We start from the raw sequence: 19,696 nt of genomic DNA, 5'->3' as shown, positions 1-19,696 counted from the left end.
AGCGGCCAGCCTGGCACATGGCGGCTTGCGGGGCTTAATGCCAAGCTGGGCCGACAGCCCGAACTCGGCCCTTCAACATGAGGATCCCATGCGAATACTGTTATGTGCCGCCGCTCTCGCCGCCAGCCTGTGGCCCGCCCTGGCCGCCGCCGACGATTGCGGCGATGCCGCCGCACTGTTGCGGCAGGCTTATCCCAAGCTTCAAAAGAGCGCCGACGGCCGCTCTTTCACGCTCGAACCGCATACCAGCATCCCGCTCGCGGTTCCTCAGGACAGTATTCCGGGCCTGGTCTGCAAGGTCTGGCCCGCCCATGACGATCTTCTGCTGGCCGCGGTGCCGCTGATCGACAGCGCCCAATCCGTCGACGGCCAGCATGTTGGCGACATCGAGCTTCTGGTCGTCGACAGGAAAACCCTGCAGGTACGCCAGCGACTGCTCCAGCCCAGGCAGATGAACGACGATGCCGTCGCCATCCGGGGCATCGAATTCGATACCGCTCGCTATGGGCTGGCGCCCGGTGTCACGGCCTTCGGCCTGCGCATCGACATGGCCAATCATTCACAGCCCAATCCCTTCAACGAAACCGACCTGCGGCTCTACGCCATATCAGGCAACGCGCTACGTGCGGTGCTCGACGGGCTTGCCGTAGCCGGCTATGGCGGCGAAGGCGACGCCAGTTGCGCGGGGTCCTTTCATTCCAGCCAGGTCAGCCTGGCGATGAGCCCGACGATCCATCGCGGCTATCATGACATCATCGCGGTCGAGCGGCAGGATACCGACGAGCCGTTGCCCGACAAGGATGGCGAGTGCCAGTCCCACCCCGGCAAGTCGGTGAGCCGGACCCACCGGCTGCGCTATGACGGCAGCCGCTATCCAGTTCCGGCGGCGCTCAAGGCCATCGATCCGCCGTGAGAGAACCTCCTGCGTCCGCCTGAGGCGTTGGGGCCCAGTGGTTAATGGCTGGTATTGCGGAACCCAAATCTTAGCTGCATTTCTGCACCGAAGCTTAATCGATTTGCTCTAAAGTCTTTACCTGAAGAACGACCCGGCAAATCGGGCGACGGGGCAGGGCATGCGTCAGACACAATTTGCGGCGGTGGCCACGATGGCGGCCGTCCTTGTTATCACCGGGTGTACGACGAACAACAACGTCGACACGACCAAGACGACCGCGATCCAGCCGGCGGCGAAGGATGTCGACACATCCGACCTGGCGCAGGGCAAGGCGCAGTTTCGCGACGCCAATTATGGTCTCGCCGAACAGCATTTCCGCAAGGCCGTCGAGCTGAAGGCCGACAATGCGGAGGCCTGGATGGGGCTGGCCGCCTCCTATGACGAGCTCGGCCGCTTCGACTTCGCCGACCGCGCCTATGGCCAACTCCTGAAGGTCGCAGGCCGCAAACCGCAGATCGTCAACAATATGGGCTATTCGCAACTGCTGCGCGGCAACAAGAAGAAGGCAAGGGCGCTGCTGCTCGAGGCGAAGGCCGGCATGGCCGACCCGACGGTCGTCAACGCCAATCTCGCTTTGCTGAACAAGGGCTGATGCGCGTTCGATCCTCGCGCCGGCCAAGGGTCCGATTTCCGGCCAGGCACTGTCGACGCTTTGTAAACCCTAACCGCAGCTTGGGTCGAAAGACCGGCTGAAAACCATGTTCGAGGGCTGCCGCTGACCTAGAATGCGGCGTAACCGCCGACGCTGGAGAGGCTCCCGCCCGATATGCTGGATTTCAGTTCGCTCCTGCTCGCGGCCGCGCTGTCGGGCACATGCCTGGCCGTCACCATGTTTGCCATCTGGCTCACCGCGCCGCGGGCGCGTTTCGTGTTTACGGTGGCGTGCGGCATTATCGTGCTTGTCGCGCATGTGATCCTGTTCTGGCGCTACACCAAGGAACCCGATCCTCTGCTTTGCCAGATAGCGCTGGCGCTGCTCAGCCTGGGCTTCCTGATCATCTGCCTTTCGGCCATGCAGTATCTCGGCGTGCCGGACCACAGGCGTGCGATCGCGCCGACACTTGCCGCCATGGCGGTCTGCGCGGCCTTCACCTTTCTCGGTCTTGACGGTGTCGGCTTCATTGTCACCTACACGACGGTGACCGTGCTGCTGGCGACGATCGGAGCCATGTTCTGGGTCAATGGCAGCCACGATCGCCGGATCCTGCTGGTGGTTTCCTTCCTGAGCGGCACCTGCGCGGTGTCGTTTGCCCTTTGCGGTGTGGTTCTGATGGCCAAGGGGCAATGGGCGCTCGGGGCGGCGCCCGACAACTGGGCCGAACGTCTGAATTCCGTCGTGGCGGTGGCTTGCATGACGGGCCTGGGTGCCTTGACGCTCTCGCTGCACCATCTGCAGGCGCAGATCGAGCTGAAGGCCGAGACGATGACCGATCCATTGACCGGGCTGATGAACCGTCGCGGGTTGATGTCCCTCCACGGCGAGCGGCCGTTCGGTCCGTTCATGGCGGTCGTCATGTTCGACCTCGATCATTTCAAGAGGACGAACGACATCTATGGTCACCCGGTCGGGGACCAGGTGCTGTGCCGCTTCGCCACCGTCATCCGGAAATATGCCAGGACCGGCGTCGACGCCTTTCGCCTGGGCGGCGAGGAGTTCGCCATCGTCATGTCGCGGATGACGGAAGAGCGGGCCCATGATCTCGCCAGCAGGATCGGCGTGGCCTTCGGCACTGAAATCGTTCCTACCGCGCTCGGTCCGTTGCGCAGCACGGTCAGCGGCGGCATCGGCTTTGGCGGCGCCGACGGCAGCAGCCTCGACGAGGTGCTGGCCGAGGCGGACGTCGCGCTCTACGCGGCCAAGCGCGCCGGCCGAAACTGCGTCATCAGCCGCTACAGGATGGGCAAGGCCGAACCGGTCAAGCCGGCCTTGCGCTCTGCGTAGGACTGCTACTCAGCCGCTCCGAGATAATCCGATAGCGGCGGGCAGGAGCAGACCAGATTGCGGTCGCCGGCGACATTGTCGATGCGCGACACCGGCGGCCAGTACTTGGCCGCTGTATCGGCGTCGCCGGCGGGATAGGCTGCTTCCAGGCGCGAGTAAGGGTGGGTCCACTGGCCGGCCAGCGTCTCGGCGGCGGTGTGCGGCGCGTTGACCAGCGGGTTGTCGGCCAACGGCCAGTCGCCCCTGGCGACTTTCGCGGCTTCGCCGGCAATGGCGATCATCGCCTCGCAGAAGCGGTCGAGTTCGCGCTTCGGCTCCGATTCCGTCGGCTCGACCATCAGCGTGCCGGCGACCGGAAACGACATGGTCGGGGCGTGAAAGCCGTAGTCGATCAGGCGTTTGGCAATGTCGTCGACGCTGATGCCTGCGCTCTCCTTGAGCACGCGGGTGTCGAGGATGCATTCATGCGCGATGCGATCGTGCCGGCCCTTGTAGAGCAGCGGGAAGTGCGGCGCGAGCCGTGTCGCCACATAATTGGCCGAGATGATGGCGGTCTCCGTCGCCTGCTTCAGTCCGGCGGCGCCCATCATGCGGATATACATCCAGGTGATCGGCAGGATGGAAGCGCTGCCGAAGGGGGCCGCCGACACGGCATGCGCCGAGCCTTCGGTGACATGGCCCGGCAGATAGGGCTTCAGATGCGCCTTGACGCCGATCGGGCCGACGCCGGGGCCGCCGCCGCCATGCGGGATGCAGAAGGTCTTGTGCAGGTTCATATGGCAGACATCGGCGCCGATGTCGGCGGGCCGGGCGAGCGCGACCAGCGCGTTGAGGTTGGCGCCGTCGAAATAGACCTGGCCGCCATGCTCGTGGATGAGGGCGCAGAGATGGCGTGCGCCTTCTTCATAGACGCCATGCGTCGAGGGATAGGTGAACATCAGCGCGGCGAGGTTTTTGGAATGCTCGTTGGCCTTGGCCCGCATATCGTCCATGTCGATATTGCCGTCTTCCAGGCAGCGCACGACGACGACGCTCATGCCGGCCATCGCCGCGCTCGCCGGATTGGTGCCATGCGCGGAGGAGGGGATCAGGCAGACCGTGCGATGGCCTTCGCCGCGCGAGCGGTGATAGGCGCGGATGGCGAGCAGGCCGGCATATTCGCCCTGGCTGCCGGCATTGGGCTGCAGGCTGACCGCGTCGAAGCCGGTGATTTCGGATAGCCAGCCTTCCAGCTCGCCGATCATGGCGCGATAGCCGGCCGAATGGCTGGCCGGTGCGAAGGGATGCAGATTGGCGATGCTTGGCCAGCTCACCGGCATCATTTCGGCCGCCGCGTTGAGCTTCATGGTGCAGGATCCGAGCGGAATCATGGAGCGGTCGAGCGCCAGATCCTTGTCGGCCAACCGGCGCAGCAGGCGCATCATGTCGGTCTCCGACTTGTTCTCGTTGAAGACCGGCTGGGTCAGAAACTCCTTTCCACGCGGCTTGCCGGGAACGGTGCTGTCGGCCGAAGAGGCAGCCTTGGCACCGAACAGGGAAGCGATCGCATCGAGATCGGCATCGGTCGAGGTCTCGTCGAAGGCGATGCCGACATGGTCGGCGTCGAGGATGCGCAGCAGCCGGCCGGTCTTCTCGGCGGCTTCGGCGATTTGCGCGGCCTTGCCTTTCGCCTCAACCGTCACCGTGTCGAAGCGGCTGGCGCCGAGCACCGAAACGCCCGCCGCCTTGAGGCCGCTCGCCAGACGGTTGGCCAGAGCGTGGATGCGTCCGGCGATCGCCTGCAGCCCGGCGGGGCCGTGCCAGATGGCATAGGCCGTCGCCATGTTGGCGAGCAGCGCCTGCGCGGTGCAGATGTTGGAGGTCGCCTTGTCGCGGCGGATATGCTGTTCGCGCGTCTGCAGGGCCAGGCGGTATCCGGGCCGGCCCTTGCTGTCGGTCGACTGGCCGACGAGGCGGCCGGGCATCAGGCGCGTCAGTTTATCGGAGACGGCGCAGTAAGCGGCGTGCGGGCCGCCGAAGCCCATCGGCACGCCAAAGCGCTGCATCGGGCCGACGGCGATGTCGGCACCGAGCTTCGCCGGCGCTTCGGTGAGTGTCAGGCCAAGCGGATCGGCGATGAAGACGACCAGCGCGCCAGCGGCGCGGGCCTTGTCGATCGCCGCCTTATGGTCGCCATAGACGCCAAGAGTGTCGGGCCAGGAGACGAGCAAGGCAGCGGTGTTGTCGTCGATCGTCTCGCCGTCGATCTCGATGCCGAGCGGTTCGGCGCGGGTGCGCACCACATCCAGCGTCTGCGGATGCGGCGTGCCGGCGAACGCCACCTTAGTGCGCTTGTCGCGGTGGTGGCGCAGCGCAATGCCGACCGCTTCGGCGACAGCGGTTGCCTCGTCCAGCAGCGAGGCAGACGCCACCGGCAGTCCGGTCAGTTCGGTGACCAGTGTCTGGAAATTGAACAGCATTTCGAGCCGGCCCTGGCTGATCTCGGCCTGATAGGGCGTGTAGGCCGTGTACCAGGCCGGATTCTCGAACAGATTGCGCTGGATGACCGGCGGCACGTGGACGCCGTGATAGCCGGCGCCGATGAAACTTTTCAGCACCGTGTTCTTCGCCATGATGGCCGACAATTCGGCCAGCGCTTCGGCCTCGCTGGCCGGCGCGGGCAAGGTCAGCGGCAGATCGAGGCGAATCGACTGCGGTACGGCCTGGCTGATCAGCGTCTCGACGGAGGGAACGCCGATAACGGCAAGCATGGCCCTGACATCGTTGACGCCAGGACCGATATGGCGGGCCGAGAAGGGGGTAAGTGCTGCGGTCATCATCTCTGTGTCCTGATTTCAGGCGATATGGGCTTTGTAGGCGGCCTCATCCATGAGGCCGGCGAGCTGACTTTCGTCGGCAAGCTTCATCTTCCACAGCCAGCCGGCGCCGGTTGCCGCCGAGTTGACCAGCGACGGGTCGGAAGACAGCGTGCCGTTGGCCTCGGTGATCTCGCCGTCGACCGGTGCGTAGACGTCGGAGGCCGCCTTGACGGATTCGACCACGACGGCGGTGTCGCCCTTGGTCAGCTTCTTGCCCGTTTCCGGCAGTTCTACGAAGACGAGGTCGCCGAGCTGCTCCTGTGCGTAGTCGGTGATGCCGACGGTGGCGATACCGCCGTCGACGCGGAGCCATTCGTGATCCGATGTGAAATAGGTCTTTGCCATGGAGATCATCCTTTGCGGTAGCGATGAGGGGTGAAGGGCAGGGAACTGATATCGACGGGGATCTTCGTGCCGCGTACCTCGGCGAACACGCGTGTGCCGGGCTTTGCCAGCGATGCGGCGACATAGCCCATGGCGACCGGATGGCCGGCCGAGGGGCCGAAGCCGCCCGATGTGACATGGCCGGCGGGATTGCCATCGGCGTCGAACAGAGCGGCGCCGGCGCGCACCGGCTGGCGGCCTTCCGGTTTCAAGCCGACGCGTTTCCACCACGGCCCCTGCGCGACCTTGCGCAACACGTCGGCGCCGATAAATGTACCGGTGGCACGAACATCCTTCGGGATCGCCCACATCAGTCCGGCACTGGCTGGGTCGGTCTCGGACGTGATGTCCTGACCGTGCAGGCAAAGCCCGGCCTCAAGCCGCAGGCTGTCGCGGGCGGCAAGGCCGATCCACAGCACGCGCTCATCGCCAAGCAGTTTGGCTACGAGATCGCGCGCGTCGGCCTCCGGCAGCCCGATCTCGAAACCGTCCTCGCCGGTATAGCCAGACCGGCTCATGAACCAGTCTTTCCGCGGTTCGACACCATGCATGAACAGCAGCGAGCCGGTCTCGATGCCGGCGCGGGAAAGAGCCGCCCATGCCTCCGGGCCCTGGATGGCCAGGAAGACGCGATCGAGCGGCTCGACCTTGGCGTCGAAATCTTGGGCAAGCGCACGCAGATGCTTTTCGTCGGCGACCGCGTTGCCTGCATTGGCAACCACCATGAAGCGCTCGTTGCCGAGCCGGGTGACGATCAGATCGTCCAGGATGCCTGCGTGGTCATTGAGAAAGAAGGACAGTTTCGACTGCGAGATTTCGAGCGCGCCGGCATCCAGGGGGCAAGCGCGGTTGAGTAGTGCAACCGCCTGTGGCCCGCTGACCTCGAACAGTTTCATGTGCGAGATATCGAAGAGACCGGCATGCTCGCGCGTGTGCAGGTGCTCCTTCATGACGCCGGCCGGATAGGTCAGCGGCATCGACCAGCCGGCAAAGGCGCCGAAGCGCGCACCGGCGGCTGTGTGGATATCTTCCAGGGGAAGGTGTTTTGAGTCGTCGCCCGTCATGTCGTCTCCAGAGTCGCACGCAATCGGCCGCGAATGGCGACCAGTCCGTGCCCCTCTGTCTGAAGCCTGAGAGACTCGCGCAGCCGGAACTCTGTCAGCGGCGCTTACACCTTCGGCGCGGGGGCAAGCCCCGACTTTCCAGAGTGTCTTTCCCGTCCACGGTTCTTTTGCCTGAGAGATTTCGGGCGATTTCCCCTTCGGCGGCAGCTCTCGCTGCTCTCTCCCGCAAACAGGTAGGACTCAGAATCCTGAGCCCTCGACGCGCCATCCATAGCCCGTCGGCGACACCTTGTCACCTCCCAGCGACATGTTACCGACAAGTCTTCGCTAACCACGCCGTTTGCCGGTTTTTCAAGACACTCCTGATATAGCAGGCCGAGGTAACGCTTTGGGGCGGACGGGGACGACAATGGGCGAATTGATCATGAGCGCGCCGGTGGCGGGGCTGACCTCGAAGAATCGCATTGCCCCGGAGGATGTGGTGATGCTGCGCCGCGACGTGTTTGCCGATGGCGTGGTGATCCGAGGCGAGGCCGAGGCGCTGTTTGCTCTCGACCAGACGGCCCAGGACAAATGCGCGCAATGGGCACCGTTCTTCGTCGAGGCGGTGACCGACTACATCGTCCATCAGGAAAAGCCGTCCGGCTATATATCGCAGGACAATGCGGACTGGCTGGTCCGCACGATCTCGCGCGACGGCATGGTCGACAGCCGCACCGAACTCGAATTGCTGGTCCATGTGCTGGAAAAGGCGAGATCCACGCCGAGCAAGCTTTGCGTCTATGCGCTGGAGCAGGTCGCCCATGCCGTCATCGACGGCAAGGGGCCGCTGATGCTGGGCGGCGCGCTGGTGCCCGGACTGATCGCCAAGGCGGAAGTCGAGCTGCTGCGCCGCATCCTGCATGCCCATGGCGGCGACGGCAACATCGCCATCACCCGCGGCGAGGCCGAGCTGCTGTTCAGGATCAACGAGCAGACCGCCCAGGCCAAGAACGATCCTTCGTGGAACGACCTTTTCGTCAAGGCGATCGCCAATTTCGTCATGTGTTCGGCCGGCTATGAGGCGCCGACCCGCGATGTGGCGCTGCGGCAGGAAAGCTTCCTCGAGCGCGCCGATCCGGAAATCGGCGGCTTCTTCAGCCGCATGGTCTCCGGCGGCCTTGCCGGCATCATCGAGGCCTATCGGCCCCCCGATGACATCGAGGCCGAGTGGGAGGCCAAGAACAGGGCGGCCGAGGCCCTGGCCCGCCGCGCTGAGACGATCGATGCCGGCGAAGCCAAATGGCTGATCGAGCACATCGGCGTGGACAGGCCCCTGTACGAAAACGAGCGCGCGCTGCTGACCTTGATCAAGCATGCCTCGCCGGAGATCCATCCGGCGCTAAGGCCGCTGCTTGAGAAGGTTGCCTAAAGTGCACCGTCCGCTGCTGTCGTTTTACAAAGGATGATGTTGGAGTGGCCTTCGGGCCATTGCGCCAGTTCGGCGATGCGCCGGAAGCCAGCCTTCTCGTAGAGGCCCGGCGCCTGGAAGTCGTGGCTGGAGACCCAAATTCTCCTGACTCCTCGAACGGTTGCCTCAGCCACAAAAGCGCTGAGCAACTGCGTTGCATAGCCGCGACCGCGATAGGCCTCGTCAATCCACATCAATGTCAGCTCGGACGTGCTCGCCCAAGAGTAGCCGGCGGCAACGCCGATGGCATGTCCCGCACCGTCACGAATAACGAAAGCCAGTCCCCGGTCATCGGCGCAGCCTGTCGCGCGCCGGTTGTCGGTGTGGAGGCGTTCCTCGAGCGAACTTAGCTCGATCGGCGACAGATAGTGCTCGGCCTGCATGCGGATGGTCATCAAATCCCGCCGTACCAGTCGTAGCCATTGTCTTCCCAATAGCCGCCGCGGCCGCCGCCGACATTGGCAAAGCCGTCGACCAGCTCGATCTTGTAGAGGTATTTCGGCATCTTGTAGCCGAGCTGGCGTTCGACGCGGACGCGCAGCGGCGCGCCGTTCTCGACCGGGAGCGGTTTGCCATTCAGGCCATAGGCGAGGATCGTCTGCGGGTGGCGGGCGTCAATCAGGTCGATCGTGCCATAATATTTGATGTCGCCGGACAGGCTGCGGTCGATCGTGTCGAGGCAATGGAACATGACGTAGCGCGCCTGCGGCTTGACCACCGCCTGGTCGAGCACCAGCGACAACGGCGTGCCGGTCCATTTGGCGATGCAACTCCAGCCCTCGACGCAGTCGTGGCGGGTGATCTGGGTGCGGCTCGGCATGTTCTGGAGTTGCTCGCGGCTGAGCGACAGCGGCTTTTCGACAAGACCCGACACCTCCAATCGCCAATCGGCGAAATTGTTGGCGAGCAGGTCCTTGTAGGTGTCATCGTCGGGGGCGGTAACGCCGTTCGGCCGCTGCGGCTGGCGGATGTCGGCCTCGCTGAATTCCGGCGCCAATGCATCGCGGCCGGCGAGCAGGCGTTGCGCGCGGTACGTCAGGCCATTGGCGTTTTCGAGGAAACTGCGCAGGCCGCTGCCAATGCTCAACTGGCTGTCGAAGGCGTCGCAGCCTGACAGCATGATGCCGGAGGCGCCAAGGCTGGCGGCGGTCAGGAATTTCCGGCGGCTGATCTCAAACTTGGCCATGTCAGGCACTCCTCTCGGTCGTCTCGTCGTCATGCGCGGGAGGGTCGGTGCGGTACCAGCCGGTGATGATCGAGCGCAGTTCGTTGATCGGGCCGGCGGCCAGGATCATCAGAATGTGGATGATGAAGAAACCGACCAGCAGCAGCATGACGGTGAAATGGATGGTGCGCGCCGTCTGCCGGCCGCCGAGCACCTCGTTGAGGAAGGGCAGCACCGAATTCATGCTGGGCGACATGGCAAGGCCGGTGATGATCATCAGCGGCAACAGCACGAACAGCACGCCGCCATAAGCCATCTTCTGCAGCGTGTTGTATTCGCGCGTGTGATGGAATTTCAGTTTGGCGTGGTCGACTATGTCCCGCGGCAGGCGCTTGAGGTCGTCGACGCGCGGGGCGAGGTCGCGCCTGATATGGCCGTTGACCAGGCTGGCGACCAGCCAGACGATCAAGGTGGTCGTCAGGATCCAGGCGAAGAAGAAATGCACGACGCGGGCGGTGCCGAGGTCATAATAGGATGGAATGGTCGCCCAGGACGGGAAACCGCGCGCCGTCTCGTTGCCCGGCGGACCCGACCAGCCGAGCACGCCTGTCGTGTCGAAGCGATGCCCGAAGATTTCGGTGTAGCCGCGCGCCCCGGCGCTCGTGTTTTCGGCGCCGATTTCGAAGATGGTGTTGTTGTAGCCGAAGCCGGATTGCTTACCGATATAGAGCTGCGGCCGGGCGTTGAAGATCTGCAGCCCGGAAAGCAGCATGAAGAACAGCGAAATGGCCCAGATCCAGTGCGTCAGCCGCGTCCAGCGCGACTGCCGGTAGATCAGCGTGCTGTCACTCGACACGGGAGCGTCCGGTCCGGTGGCGGATTGGCTTCTGGCAACGGATTCCATCTTGTCTCGTCTCCCGGCCTCGCGGCGTGGCCTGCGCGTTCATTGTCCTCCTGATACGTCGCGATCCAAACCGATGTTTCACCCGATCACGGATTTATTACGGAGCACCCAGGCTGACGGCGAGATTGACGGCCGCGGCGACGATGACGGTGTTGAAGAAAAACGACAGGATCGAGTGAACAAGCACGACACAGCGCATATGCGTGGTCGATATGTTGGTGTCCGCGGTTTGCGCGGTCATGCCGATGACCGCCGAGAAATAGAGGAAATCCCAGCCTTCCGGCCGTTTGTCGCCTGGGAACAGCAATCCGCCGACCGGGATTTTCTTATTGGTTTCGGCCTCCACCGCATCGCCGTCCATCCAGTAGACATGCGCATAATGAAGTGCGGCCATGGCATGGATGGTGAACCAGCCAAGCGGGATCGACAGCAGCGCGAAACCAAGTTCGACGGAATTGCCTCTGTTCTTCTGATTGATAAGCAGGAACAACGAGACAACGGCGACGACAACGACGACGAGCGTCACTGCGAAGATGACCAGCACCGGCTGGTCGGTGGCGCGCGCATTCTTGCTCAGATATTTGCCGGTGAATTTGGGCATCTGGCTGACGACAAGAATGACGTAGGCGGCGAAAAAGGTATTGGCGCCGATCGAGTAGGCGAGCGGGGCGTGCAGCAGCAACGCCACAAGGAGCGCGAGCGCGCCGAAACACGCCGACATTGCGAACAGCATATGGCGCTGCATTGGTCCCTGGATCGGGGTTTCGGTGGCCATGACGTCTCCACCCTCGCGCTCGGTTTCTAGCCGGGTGTGGCGGATTTCAGCGCGCGCCGCAAGATGCGGTCGAGTTCGCCGAGGAACCGCGAGCGGTCCTGTGGCGCGAAGGAGGCGTTGTAACCCTTGCTCTCGCCGGTCTCGCGCAGATGCTGCTTGAGGTCGCGCATGGCCACCGCCATGCCGATGGTTTCGGGCGTAAACGGCCGCCCGGTAGGCCCGAGCACATGGGCGCCTAGCGTCACCGCGCGGGCGGCAAGCGGAATGTCTGCCGTCACCACGACATCGTTGGATCTGGCGTTCTCGACGATCCAGTCGTCGGCGGCGTCCGCGCCCTTGGAGACCACGACATTGCGGATCATCGGATCGCGAGAGGGCCGCAAGCCGCCATTGGAGACGTAGGTGACGACGACGCCGAGGCGCTCGGCGACTTTCTCGACCTCGGCCTTGACCGGGCAGGCATCGGCGTCGACGTAGATGGCGGGTGCGGACATTGTTTCTCCGAGACGGACAGGGGCCGGAAGCGTGTCCGGCCCCTGCCTGAAATCCTGCAGCGTTCAGGCCGGCAAGGCGCCAGACTTCTTTGCCGTCCAGGTGGCGATATAGTCCATCAGGCCGGGGTTGAGACAGTCATATGGTTCGAGCCCGATTGTCCTTAGCTGCGCGCGAATACCATCCATCCGCTTTGGATCGACGCCGGATTCGATGATCGACGAGACGAAGGCGGTGAAACCCGGCGGCGACCAGCCGTCCTCGACGAAGCGCTCGGGGTGGATGAAGGTCAGGCCCTTGAACGGATGGTCGCGCTCGACCGGGCCGTGCATGTGGACGCCGCAGCCGGTGCAGGCGTGGCGCTGGATCAGCGCCGAGGGGTCGACCACTTTCAGCTTGTCGCCGTTCTTGCTGACGGTGACGTCGCCCGTGCCGGCGACGGCAACCACCGAGAATATAGCGCCTTCCGGCTTCCAGCATTTGGTGCAGCCGCAGGCGTGGTTGTGGGCGATCTGGCCCTTGACCTTCACCTTGACCGGCTTGCTGGTGCAAGCGCAGACTAGCGTGCCGCCGGCAAAGCTCGCGCTCTCCTTGGGCAGGCCATTGTCGATTTTCGGATGCAGTTTCTCCGCCATTCTTTTCTCCTCCCAGTTGTGAACCACAGAGGTCGCAGGCCGGTCGGTCGGCGGCGTGTGGCTTGCTTCAGTAAACGACGACGCTGCGGATCGACTTGCCCTCATGCATGAGGTCGAACCCCTTGTTGATGTCTTCCAGCTTCAGCAAATGGGTGATCATAGGATCGATCTGTATCTTGCCGTCCATGTACCAGTCGACGATGCGCGGCACGTCGGTGCGGCCGCGCGCGCCGCCGAAGGCGGTGCCCATCCAGGTGCGGCCGGTAACCAACTGGAACGGCCGCGTCGAGATTTCCTGGCCGGCGCCGGCGACGCCGATGATGACCGACTTGCCCCAGCCGCGGTGCGAGGCTTCCAGCGCCTGGCGCATCACCTTGGTGTTGCCAGTGCAGTCGAACGTGTAGTCGGCGCCGCCGATCTGGTCGGCGCCGCGCTTGGTCATGTTGACGAGGTGCGGGACGATGTCGCCGTCGATCTCCTTCGGATTGACGAAATGCGTCATGCCGAACCGCTCGCCCCATTCCTTCTTGTCGTTGTTGAGGTCGACGCCGATGATCATGTCGGCGCCGGCAAGCTTCAGGCCCTGGATGACGTTGAGGCCAATGCCGCCGAGGCCGAAGACCACGGCGGTGGCGCCTTGCTCGACCTTGGCGGTGTTGATGACCGCACCGATGCCGGTGGTCACCCCGCAGCCGATGTAGCAGATCTTGTCGAAAGGGGCGTCGGGATTGACCTTGGCCAGCGCGATCTCGGGCAGCACGGTGAAATTCGAGAAGGTCGAGCAGCCCATATAGTGGAAAATCTTGTCCTTGCCGATCGAAAAGCGCGACGAGCCGTCGGGCATCAGGCCCTGGCCCTGCGTGGCGCGGATGGCAGTGCACAGATTGGTCTTTCTCGACAGGCAGGACGGGCACTGCCGGCATTCGGGCGTATAGAGCGGGATGACATGGTCGCCCTTCTTGACCGAGGTGACGCCCTTGCCGACATCGACCACCACGCCAGCGCCCTCATGGCCGAGAATGGCCGGGAACAGGCCTTCGGGATCGGCGCCCGACAAAGTGAACTCGTCGGTGTGGCAGATGCCGGTCGCCTTGATCTCGACCAGCACCTCGCCTTCGCGCGGACCGTCGAGGTCGACCTCCATGATCTCCAGCGGCTTTCCGGCGGTGACGGCAACAGCGGCGCGGGTTTTCATAGGGCGTCCTCCAAATGCGAATTTTTTTCCAAGGTTTCAGGTTTTTTCGACACGATCAACTGGAAGCTGGCGCCGAGACTGGGCCACAGCGATGAATTGGAATCGCAAATCGATTGAAAGGCAGTGATTTGCATGGTCGGCTTGACCCCGCAAGCACAGGTCATAAAAGGAACGACCGACCGGAGGGGAACGACCTCAGCATGTTCACGAAAATCCTGATCGCCAACCGTGGCGAGATCGCCTGTCGCGTCATCAAGACGGCGCGCATGATGGGGATTGCCACGGTCGCGGTCTATTCCGATGCCGATCGCGATGCCGTGCATGTCGAGATGGCCGACGAGGCGGTGCATATCGGGCCTTCGCCCGCCGCGCAAAGTTATCTTGTCCCTGAAAAGATCATCGCCGCCTGCAAGGAAACCGGGGCTCAGGCCGTGCATCCCGGCTATGGCTTCCTGTCTGAACGGGCCGCCTTCTGCGAAGCGCTGGAGAAGGAAGGCATCGTCTTCATCGGCCCGAAGCCCAAGGCGATCAAGGCGATGGGCGACAAGATCGAATCGAAGAAATTCGCCAATGCCGCCAAGGTTTCGACGGTCCCGGGCTGGCTCGGCGTCATCGAGAATGCCGACCATGCCGAGAAGATCGCCGGCGAGATCGGTTATCCCGTGATGATCAAGGCCTCGGCCGGCGGCGGCGGCAAGGGCATGCGCATTGCCTGGAACCAGTCGGAAGTGCGCGACGGCTTCGACCGGGCGCGCTCGGAGGCCAAGAGCTCGTTCGGCGACGACCGCGTGTTCATCGAAAAATTCGTCGTCGATCCGCGCCATATCGAGATCCAGGTGCTGGCCGACGCGCATGGCAATGCGCTCTATCTCGGCGAGCGCGAATGCTCGATCCAGCGCCGCAACCAGAAGGTCGCGGAAGAGGCGCCGTCGCCATTCCTCGACGCCAAGACGCGCAAGGCCATGGGCGAGCAGTCGGTGGCGCTGGCCAGGGCCGTCGACTATCAGAGCGCCGGCACGGTCGAGTTCATCGTCGACAAGGACAAGAACTTCTATTTCCTTGAAATGAATACACGATTGCAAGTCGAGCACCCCGTGACGGAGCTCGTCACCGGCATCGATCTGGTCGAGCAGATGATCCGGGTCGCCGCCGGCGAGAAGCTCGCTTTGAAGCAAAGCGACATCAAGCTGAATGGCTGGGCGGTGGAAAGCCGGCTCTATGCAGAGGATCCCTATCGCAATTTCCTGCCGTCGATCGGCCGGCTGACGCGCTACCGGCCGCCGGAGGAAGGGCAATTCGGCGATGTCGTCATCCGCAACGACACCGGCGTCACCGAAGGCTCCGAGATTTCGATGTTCTATGACCCGATGCTCGCCAAATTGTGCACCTGGGCGCCGACGCGCATCGAAGCGATCGACGCCATGTCGGAAGCGCTCGACAGTTTTGTGGTGGACGGCATCGAGCACAACATTCCGTTCCTGGCGGCGCTGATGCAGCATCCGCGCTGGCGGGAAGGGGCGATATCGACCGGCTTCATAGCAGAGGAATATCCCGACGGTTTTGCGCCCATCGTGCCGAACAGCGAAGAAAAGGCGGTGCTGGCCTCCATCGTGACCGCGGTGGAACTGCTGCGACGCGACCGGCTCGACCGGCTGGGTGGGCGGCTGGCGCCGCATTCGGGCGTACTCAAGCGCGATTGGGTGGTGAAGCTCGGCGGCGAATATCTCCAGGCGTCCATCCTCGAAGGCATGATCTCCATTCCGATGGAGATCGACCTGTCGATCGACGGCGGCAAGGCGCTGACCGTTTCATCCGACTGGCGGCCGGGCGACCTGATCTGGCGCGGCACGGTCGGCAAGCGCTCCGTTGTCGCCCAGATCCGGCCTGTCGCCAACGGTCTTCGCATCGCCTGGAAAGGCATGTCGGTGACCGCGCGCGCCATGCTGCCGCGCATCGCCGAGCTGGAACGGCTGATGCCGGAGAAGGTGGCGCCGGACACGTCGAAACTGCTGCTCTGCCCTATGCCCGGCCTCGTCGTGTCGATCGCTGTCACCGAGGGCCAGGAGGTCAAGGCCGGCGAGACCTTGGCCGTAGTCGAGGCGATGAAGATGGAAAACGTGCTGCGCGCCGAGCGCGATCTCATCGTGTCGAAACTCAACGCCAAGCCCGGCGACAGTCTCGCTGTGGACGCAGTGATCATGGAGTTCGCCTGAACAAGCGGCAAGCCTGTGATTGGCGGTCGTTTGTGCTGGACTGGTATCGCCCGGTCCCGGACAATACATCTCCATCGACTCAGAGCCTTCGAGTGCGCGAGAAACCATGGCGGATGACAGACTTCCACGCGATCCCTTGAAGCGCGAAGCCGCCATTGCGGCCGCGCGGCCGGAGGTGCCGGCGCGGCCGTTCGTGCATCTGCGCGTGCATTCGGCCTATTCGCTGCTCGAGGGCGCGCTCCAGCTCGGCAAGATCGTCGGCCATGCCGTGAAGGACGAGGCGCCGGCGATCGCCGTCACCGACACCAACAATCTGTTCGGCGCGCTCGAATTCGCGCAGAAGGCGGTGAAGGACGGCATCCAGCCGATCATCGGCTGCCAGATCGCGCTCGCCTTTTCCGGTGAGAACAGCGATGGCCAGCGCGACCGCCGACGTCAAGGCCCGGAGATGCGGCCGGTCGTTCTGCTCGCCGCGACCGAAGCCGGCTATTCCAACCTGGTCAGGCTGGTCAGCCGCGTCTACCTGGAAACGCCGCCCGGCGAAGCGGTGCATCTGACGACTGAGATGCTGGAGGGAAAGGCCGATGGGCTGATCTGCCTCAGCGGTGGGCCGCGCGGCCCGATCGGCAACGCCTTGAAGGAGGATCGCCGCGATCTGGCCGAGGCGCGGCTTTTGACGCTCAAGGCGATGTTCGGCGACCGGCTCTATGTCGAATTGGACCGGGTCGCGGGCTACGACCGGGTCATCGAACATCAGACGATCGATCTCGCCTACGCGCACGAACTACCGCTTGTCGCCACCAACGAAGCCTTCTTCTCGTCGCGCGACGATTATGAAGCGCATGACGCGCTGATTGCCATTGCCGAAGGCTCCGTCGTCGCCGTCGACACCCGCCGCCGGCTGTCGCCGGACAATTTCCTGCGCAGCCAGGCCGAAATGGCGCAATTGTTCGCCGACCTGCCGGAAGCGATCGACAACACGGTCGAGATCGCGCAGCGCTGTTCCTACTATCCAAAAACCCGCAGCCCGATCCTGCCGCGCTTCACCGGCGGCGATGGGTCCGATAAGGATGCGGCCGAAAAGGCCGAGGCCGCGGAGCTGGCGCGCCAGGCGCGCGAGGGGCTCGACGCGCGGCTTGCGCTGCACGGGCCGACGCCGGGCTACACGGTCGAGCAATATCGCGAACGGCTCGAGTTCGAGCTCGGCATCATCGAGAAGATGAAATTTCCGGGCTACTTCCTGATCGTTGCCGACTTCATCAAATGGGCCAAGGCGCAAGGCATTCCAGTCGGACCGGGCCGTGGTTCGGGCGCCGGATCGCTGGTCGCCTATTCGACGACCATCACCGATATCGATCCGCTGCGCTTCTCCCTGCTGTTCGAGCGCTTCCTCAATCCCGACCGCGTGTCGATGCCCGACTTCGACATCGACTTCTGCCAGGATCGTCGCGAAGAGGTGATCCGCTACGTCCAGCAGAAATACGGCCGCGACCAGGTCGGCCAGATCATCACTTTCGGTACGCTGCAGGCGCGCGCCGTGCTGCGCGACGTCGGCCGTGTGCTGCAGATGCCTTATGGCCAGGTCGACAAGCTGTCCAAGATGGTGCCGCAGAACCCGGCCAATCCGGTCAAGCTCGCGGATGCCATCGCCAACGAGCCGCGCTTTGCCGAAGAGGCCGAGAAGGAGCCGATCGTCCAGACGCTGCTCGACATGGCGCAGAAGCTGGAAGGCCTTTACCGCCACGCTTCCACACACGCCGCCGGCATCGTCATCGGCGACCGGCCTTTGTCGGAACTGGTGCCGATGTACCGCGATCCGCGCTCGGACATGCCGGTCACCCAGTTCAACATGAAATATGTCGAGCAGGCCGGGTTGGTGAAGTTCGACTTCCTCGGCCTGAAGACGCTGACCGTGCTGGAGACGGCGGTGAAGCTGATCCGCCGGCGCGGCATCGACATCAATCTGGCGACGATCCCGCTCGACGACCCCGAGACCTACGCCATGCTGTCGCGCGGCGAGGTGGTCGGCGTGTTCCAGGTGGAAAGTGCCGGCATGCGCAAGGCGCTGATCGGCATGCGGCCCGACTGCATCGAGGACATCATCGCGCTCGTTGCCCTCTACCGGCCGGGCCCGATGGAGAACATCCCGACCTACAATGCCAGAAAGCATGGCGAGGAGGAGATGGCCTCGATCCATCCGAAGATCGACCATCTGGTGAAGGAGACGCAAGGCGTCATCGTCTACCAGGAACAGGTGATGCAGATCGCGCAGGAGCTGTCTGGCTATTCGCTCGGCGAGGCCGACCTTCTGCGGCGCGCCATGGGCAAGAAGATCCGCGCCGAGATGGACAAGCAGCGCGAGCGCTTTGTCTCGGGTGCGGTCGAGCGCGGTGTCAGCAAGCCGCAAGCCGACTTTATTTTCGACCTGCTGGCCAAGTTCGCCGACTACGGTTTCAACAAGTCGCACGCCGCCGCCTACGCCGTGGTCTCGTACCAGACCGCCTATCTCAAGGCGCATTATCCGGTTGAGTTCCTGGCCGCATCGATGACGCTCGACATGGGCAATACCGACAAGCTTGCCGACTTCCGCCAGGACGCACTGCGCCTCGGCATCGAGGTTCTGGCGCCGTCGGTGATGACGAGTTTCCGGCCTTTCGAGGTCGGCGAGAACCGCATCTATTACTCGATGGCGGCGCTCAAGGGCGTCGGCGACGCGGCGGTCGAGCACATCGTTGCCGTGCGCGGCGAAAAGCCGTTCAAGAATCTCGCCGATTTCTGCGAGCGGGTCGATCCCAAGATCGTCGGCAAGCGCGTCTTCGAAAGCCTGATCATGGCCGGCGCGCTCGACTGCTTCGGCCATGACCGCGCCCAGATGATGGCTGGCGTCGAACGGATGATGGGATTGGCGTCACTTGCCCAGCAGAACGCCGTTTCCGGCCAGGCCGATATTTTCGGCGCCTCGCTCGGCGCACAGTCGCAGGCGCTGAACCTGCCGGCGACGGACCCATGGCTCGCGGCCGACCGGCTGCACCGCGAATTCCAGGTCGTCGGGTTCTATCTCTCGGCCCATCCGCTCGACGAATACAAGGCGGCTTTGCAGAAGATGCGGGTGCAGAACTGGGCGGAGTTCTCGGCCGCCGTCAAACGCGGCGCTTCCGCCGGCCGCCTGGCAGGCACGGTGACCAGCAAACAGGAGCGCAAGACGCGCACCGGCAACAAGATGGGCGTCGTGGCCTTTTCCGATACTTCCGGCCAGTACGAGGCCGTGCTGTTTTCCGAAGCGTTGGCGCAGTACCGTGACCTGCTCGAAGCTGGCCGCTCCGTCGTGATCACCGTCGCGGCCGAGGACCGGCCCGAGGGCGTCAATTTGCGCATCAACTCCGTGCAATCGCTGGAGGAGGAGGCAAGCCGCATCCAGAAGGCGCTGCGCATATTCGTCAGGAACGATGGACCCGCCTCGATAATCCAATCCCAGCTCACCCAGCGCGGTGAAAGCCAGGTGAGCATCATCGTGATCAAGGAAGAGGCCCAGGGCGAGGTCGAGATCGCCTTGCAGGGCGGCTACCGCGTTTCGCCGCAGATCGCCTCGGCAATGCGCGCCGTGCCCGGTGTGGTCGAAGTGGAGTTGGTGTGACCCCCGCCCTTGGCAGGCGTCGGCACATGC

16 protein-coding genes and 1 riboswitch are annotated in these 19,696 nt (G+C 63.9%); of the genes, 6 read left to right on the top strand and 10 right to left on the bottom strand.

All coding sequences use genetic code 11. The features are described from left to right. Positions 1 to 88 precede the first annotated feature (88 nt). The 3 genes from FJV83_RS26415 to FJV83_RS26405 all read left to right on the top strand — a co-directional run bounded on the left by FJV83_RS26415 (position 89) and on the right by FJV83_RS26405 (position 2,897). Positions 89 to 913: a hypothetical protein gene (locus tag FJV83_RS26415; RefSeq protein ID WP_142886277.1), complete on the top strand. Its 825-nt coding sequence runs from the start codon at positions 89 to 91 to the stop codon at positions 911 to 913. 160 nt (positions 914 to 1,073) lie between these two features. Next, positions 1,074 to 1,547 carry a tetratricopeptide repeat protein gene (locus FJV83_RS26410; RefSeq protein WP_095790068.1) on the top strand — a complete coding sequence of 158 codons (474 nt, stop codon included), beginning with the start codon at positions 1,074 to 1,076 and terminating at the stop codon, positions 1,545 to 1,547. A gap of 174 nt (positions 1,548 to 1,721) precedes the next feature. Continuing rightward, entirely contained in the window at positions 1,722 to 2,897 is a 1,176-nt protein-coding gene (locus tag FJV83_RS26405) for a GGDEF domain-containing protein (RefSeq protein WP_142886276.1), read from the top strand. Between the two features lie 5 nt (positions 2,898 to 2,902). On the opposite strand, the gene gcvP is transcribed toward FJV83_RS26405, so the two are convergent. The 3 genes from gcvP to gcvT are packed head-to-tail and all read right to left on the bottom strand — an operon-like array spanning position 2,903 to position 7,203. Continuing rightward, positions 2,903 to 5,716 (bottom strand): aminomethyl-transferring glycine dehydrogenase, encoded by a 2,814-nt coding sequence (gene gcvP, locus FJV83_RS26400; protein WP_185973404.1) that lies wholly within the window; start codon positions 5,714 to 5,716, stop codon positions 2,903 to 2,905. A 15-nt stretch (positions 5,717 to 5,731) separates the two neighbouring features. Then, a complete protein-coding gene (gene gcvH, locus FJV83_RS26395; RefSeq protein ID WP_140890369.1) occupies positions 5,732 to 6,100 on the bottom strand; it encodes a glycine cleavage system protein GcvH in 369 nt (122 codons plus the stop codon). A gap of 5 nt (positions 6,101 to 6,105) precedes the next feature. After that, the gene (gcvT, locus tag FJV83_RS26390; RefSeq protein ID WP_142886275.1) at positions 6,106 to 7,203 is read right to left on the bottom strand and encodes a glycine cleavage system aminomethyltransferase GcvT; all 1,098 of its coding nucleotides are present in this window, start codon (positions 7,201 to 7,203) and stop codon (positions 6,106 to 6,108) included. Positions 7,204 to 7,352: 149 nt separating this feature from the next. Continuing rightward, a riboswitch (glycine riboswitch) is annotated at positions 7,353 to 7,439 on the bottom strand. Positions 7,440 to 7,612: 173 nt separating this feature from the next. Here gcvT and FJV83_RS26385 point away from each other — a divergent pair. Beyond that, positions 7,613 to 8,614 carry a hypothetical protein gene (locus tag FJV83_RS26385; RefSeq protein WP_142886274.1) on the top strand — a complete coding sequence of 334 codons (1,002 nt, stop codon included), beginning with the start codon at positions 7,613 to 7,615 and terminating at the stop codon, positions 8,612 to 8,614. Here FJV83_RS26385 and FJV83_RS26380 read toward each other — a convergent pair. From FJV83_RS26380 to FJV83_RS26350, 7 genes are all read right to left on the bottom strand, one after another. Beyond that, on the bottom strand, positions 8,611 to 9,048 hold the full coding sequence (locus FJV83_RS26380) for a GNAT family N-acetyltransferase (protein WP_142886273.1): 438 nt from the start codon (positions 9,046 to 9,048) through the stop codon (positions 8,611 to 8,613). The two genes, FJV83_RS26385 and FJV83_RS26380, sit on opposite strands and share 4 nt — an antisense overlap. Then, positions 9,048 to 9,839 carry a molybdopterin-binding protein gene (locus FJV83_RS26375; protein ID WP_142886272.1) on the bottom strand — a complete coding sequence of 264 codons (792 nt, stop codon included), beginning with the start codon at positions 9,837 to 9,839 and terminating at the stop codon, positions 9,048 to 9,050. Before FJV83_RS26375 ends, FJV83_RS26380 begins: the two co-directional genes overlap by 1 nt. A gap of 1 nt (position 9,840) precedes the next feature. Then, positions 9,841 to 10,722, bottom strand: a complete 882-nt coding sequence (locus FJV83_RS26370) for a cytochrome b/b6 domain-containing protein (RefSeq protein ID WP_142886271.1) — start codon at positions 10,720 to 10,722, stop codon at positions 9,841 to 9,843. 97 nt (positions 10,723 to 10,819) lie between these two features. Further along, positions 10,820 to 11,497, bottom strand: coding sequence for a DUF1345 domain-containing protein (locus FJV83_RS26365; protein WP_095791022.1), 678 nt, complete (start codon positions 11,495 to 11,497; stop codon positions 10,820 to 10,822). A gap of 26 nt (positions 11,498 to 11,523) precedes the next feature. After that, positions 11,524 to 11,991, bottom strand: a complete 468-nt coding sequence (locus FJV83_RS26360) for a YaiI/YqxD family protein (protein WP_142886270.1) — start codon at positions 11,989 to 11,991, stop codon at positions 11,524 to 11,526. 63 nt (positions 11,992 to 12,054) lie between these two features. Next, on the bottom strand, positions 12,055 to 12,624 hold the full coding sequence (gfa, locus tag FJV83_RS26355) for an S-(hydroxymethyl)glutathione synthase (protein WP_142886269.1): 570 nt from the start codon (positions 12,622 to 12,624) through the stop codon (positions 12,055 to 12,057). A 67-nt stretch (positions 12,625 to 12,691) separates the two neighbouring features. After that, the gene (locus FJV83_RS26350; RefSeq protein WP_142886268.1) at positions 12,692 to 13,819 is read right to left on the bottom strand and encodes an S-(hydroxymethyl)glutathione dehydrogenase/class III alcohol dehydrogenase; all 1,128 of its coding nucleotides are present in this window, start codon (positions 13,817 to 13,819) and stop codon (positions 12,692 to 12,694) included. A gap of 200 nt (positions 13,820 to 14,019) precedes the next feature. Between FJV83_RS26350 and FJV83_RS26345 the strand changes: the two genes are divergently transcribed. Continuing rightward, complete coding sequence (locus FJV83_RS26345) at positions 14,020 to 16,032, top strand: acetyl/propionyl/methylcrotonyl-CoA carboxylase subunit alpha (RefSeq protein ID WP_095772776.1); 2,013 nt, start codon at positions 14,020 to 14,022, stop codon at positions 16,030 to 16,032. Positions 16,033 to 16,138: 106 nt separating this feature from the next. Continuing rightward, positions 16,139 to 19,666: a DNA polymerase III subunit alpha gene (gene dnaE / locus FJV83_RS26340; RefSeq protein WP_142886267.1), complete on the top strand. Its 3,528-nt coding sequence runs from the start codon at positions 16,139 to 16,141 to the stop codon at positions 19,664 to 19,666. Positions 19,667 to 19,696 lie beyond the last annotated feature (30 nt).

It is taken from the genome of Mesorhizobium sp. WSM4307 (assembly GCF_007003945.1).
GTDB lineage: Bacteria > Pseudomonadota > Alphaproteobacteria > Rhizobiales > Rhizobiaceae > Mesorhizobium.
Note: the sequence above shows the minus strand (reverse complement) of the source record. Positions and strands in the feature narration are given on the sequence as shown.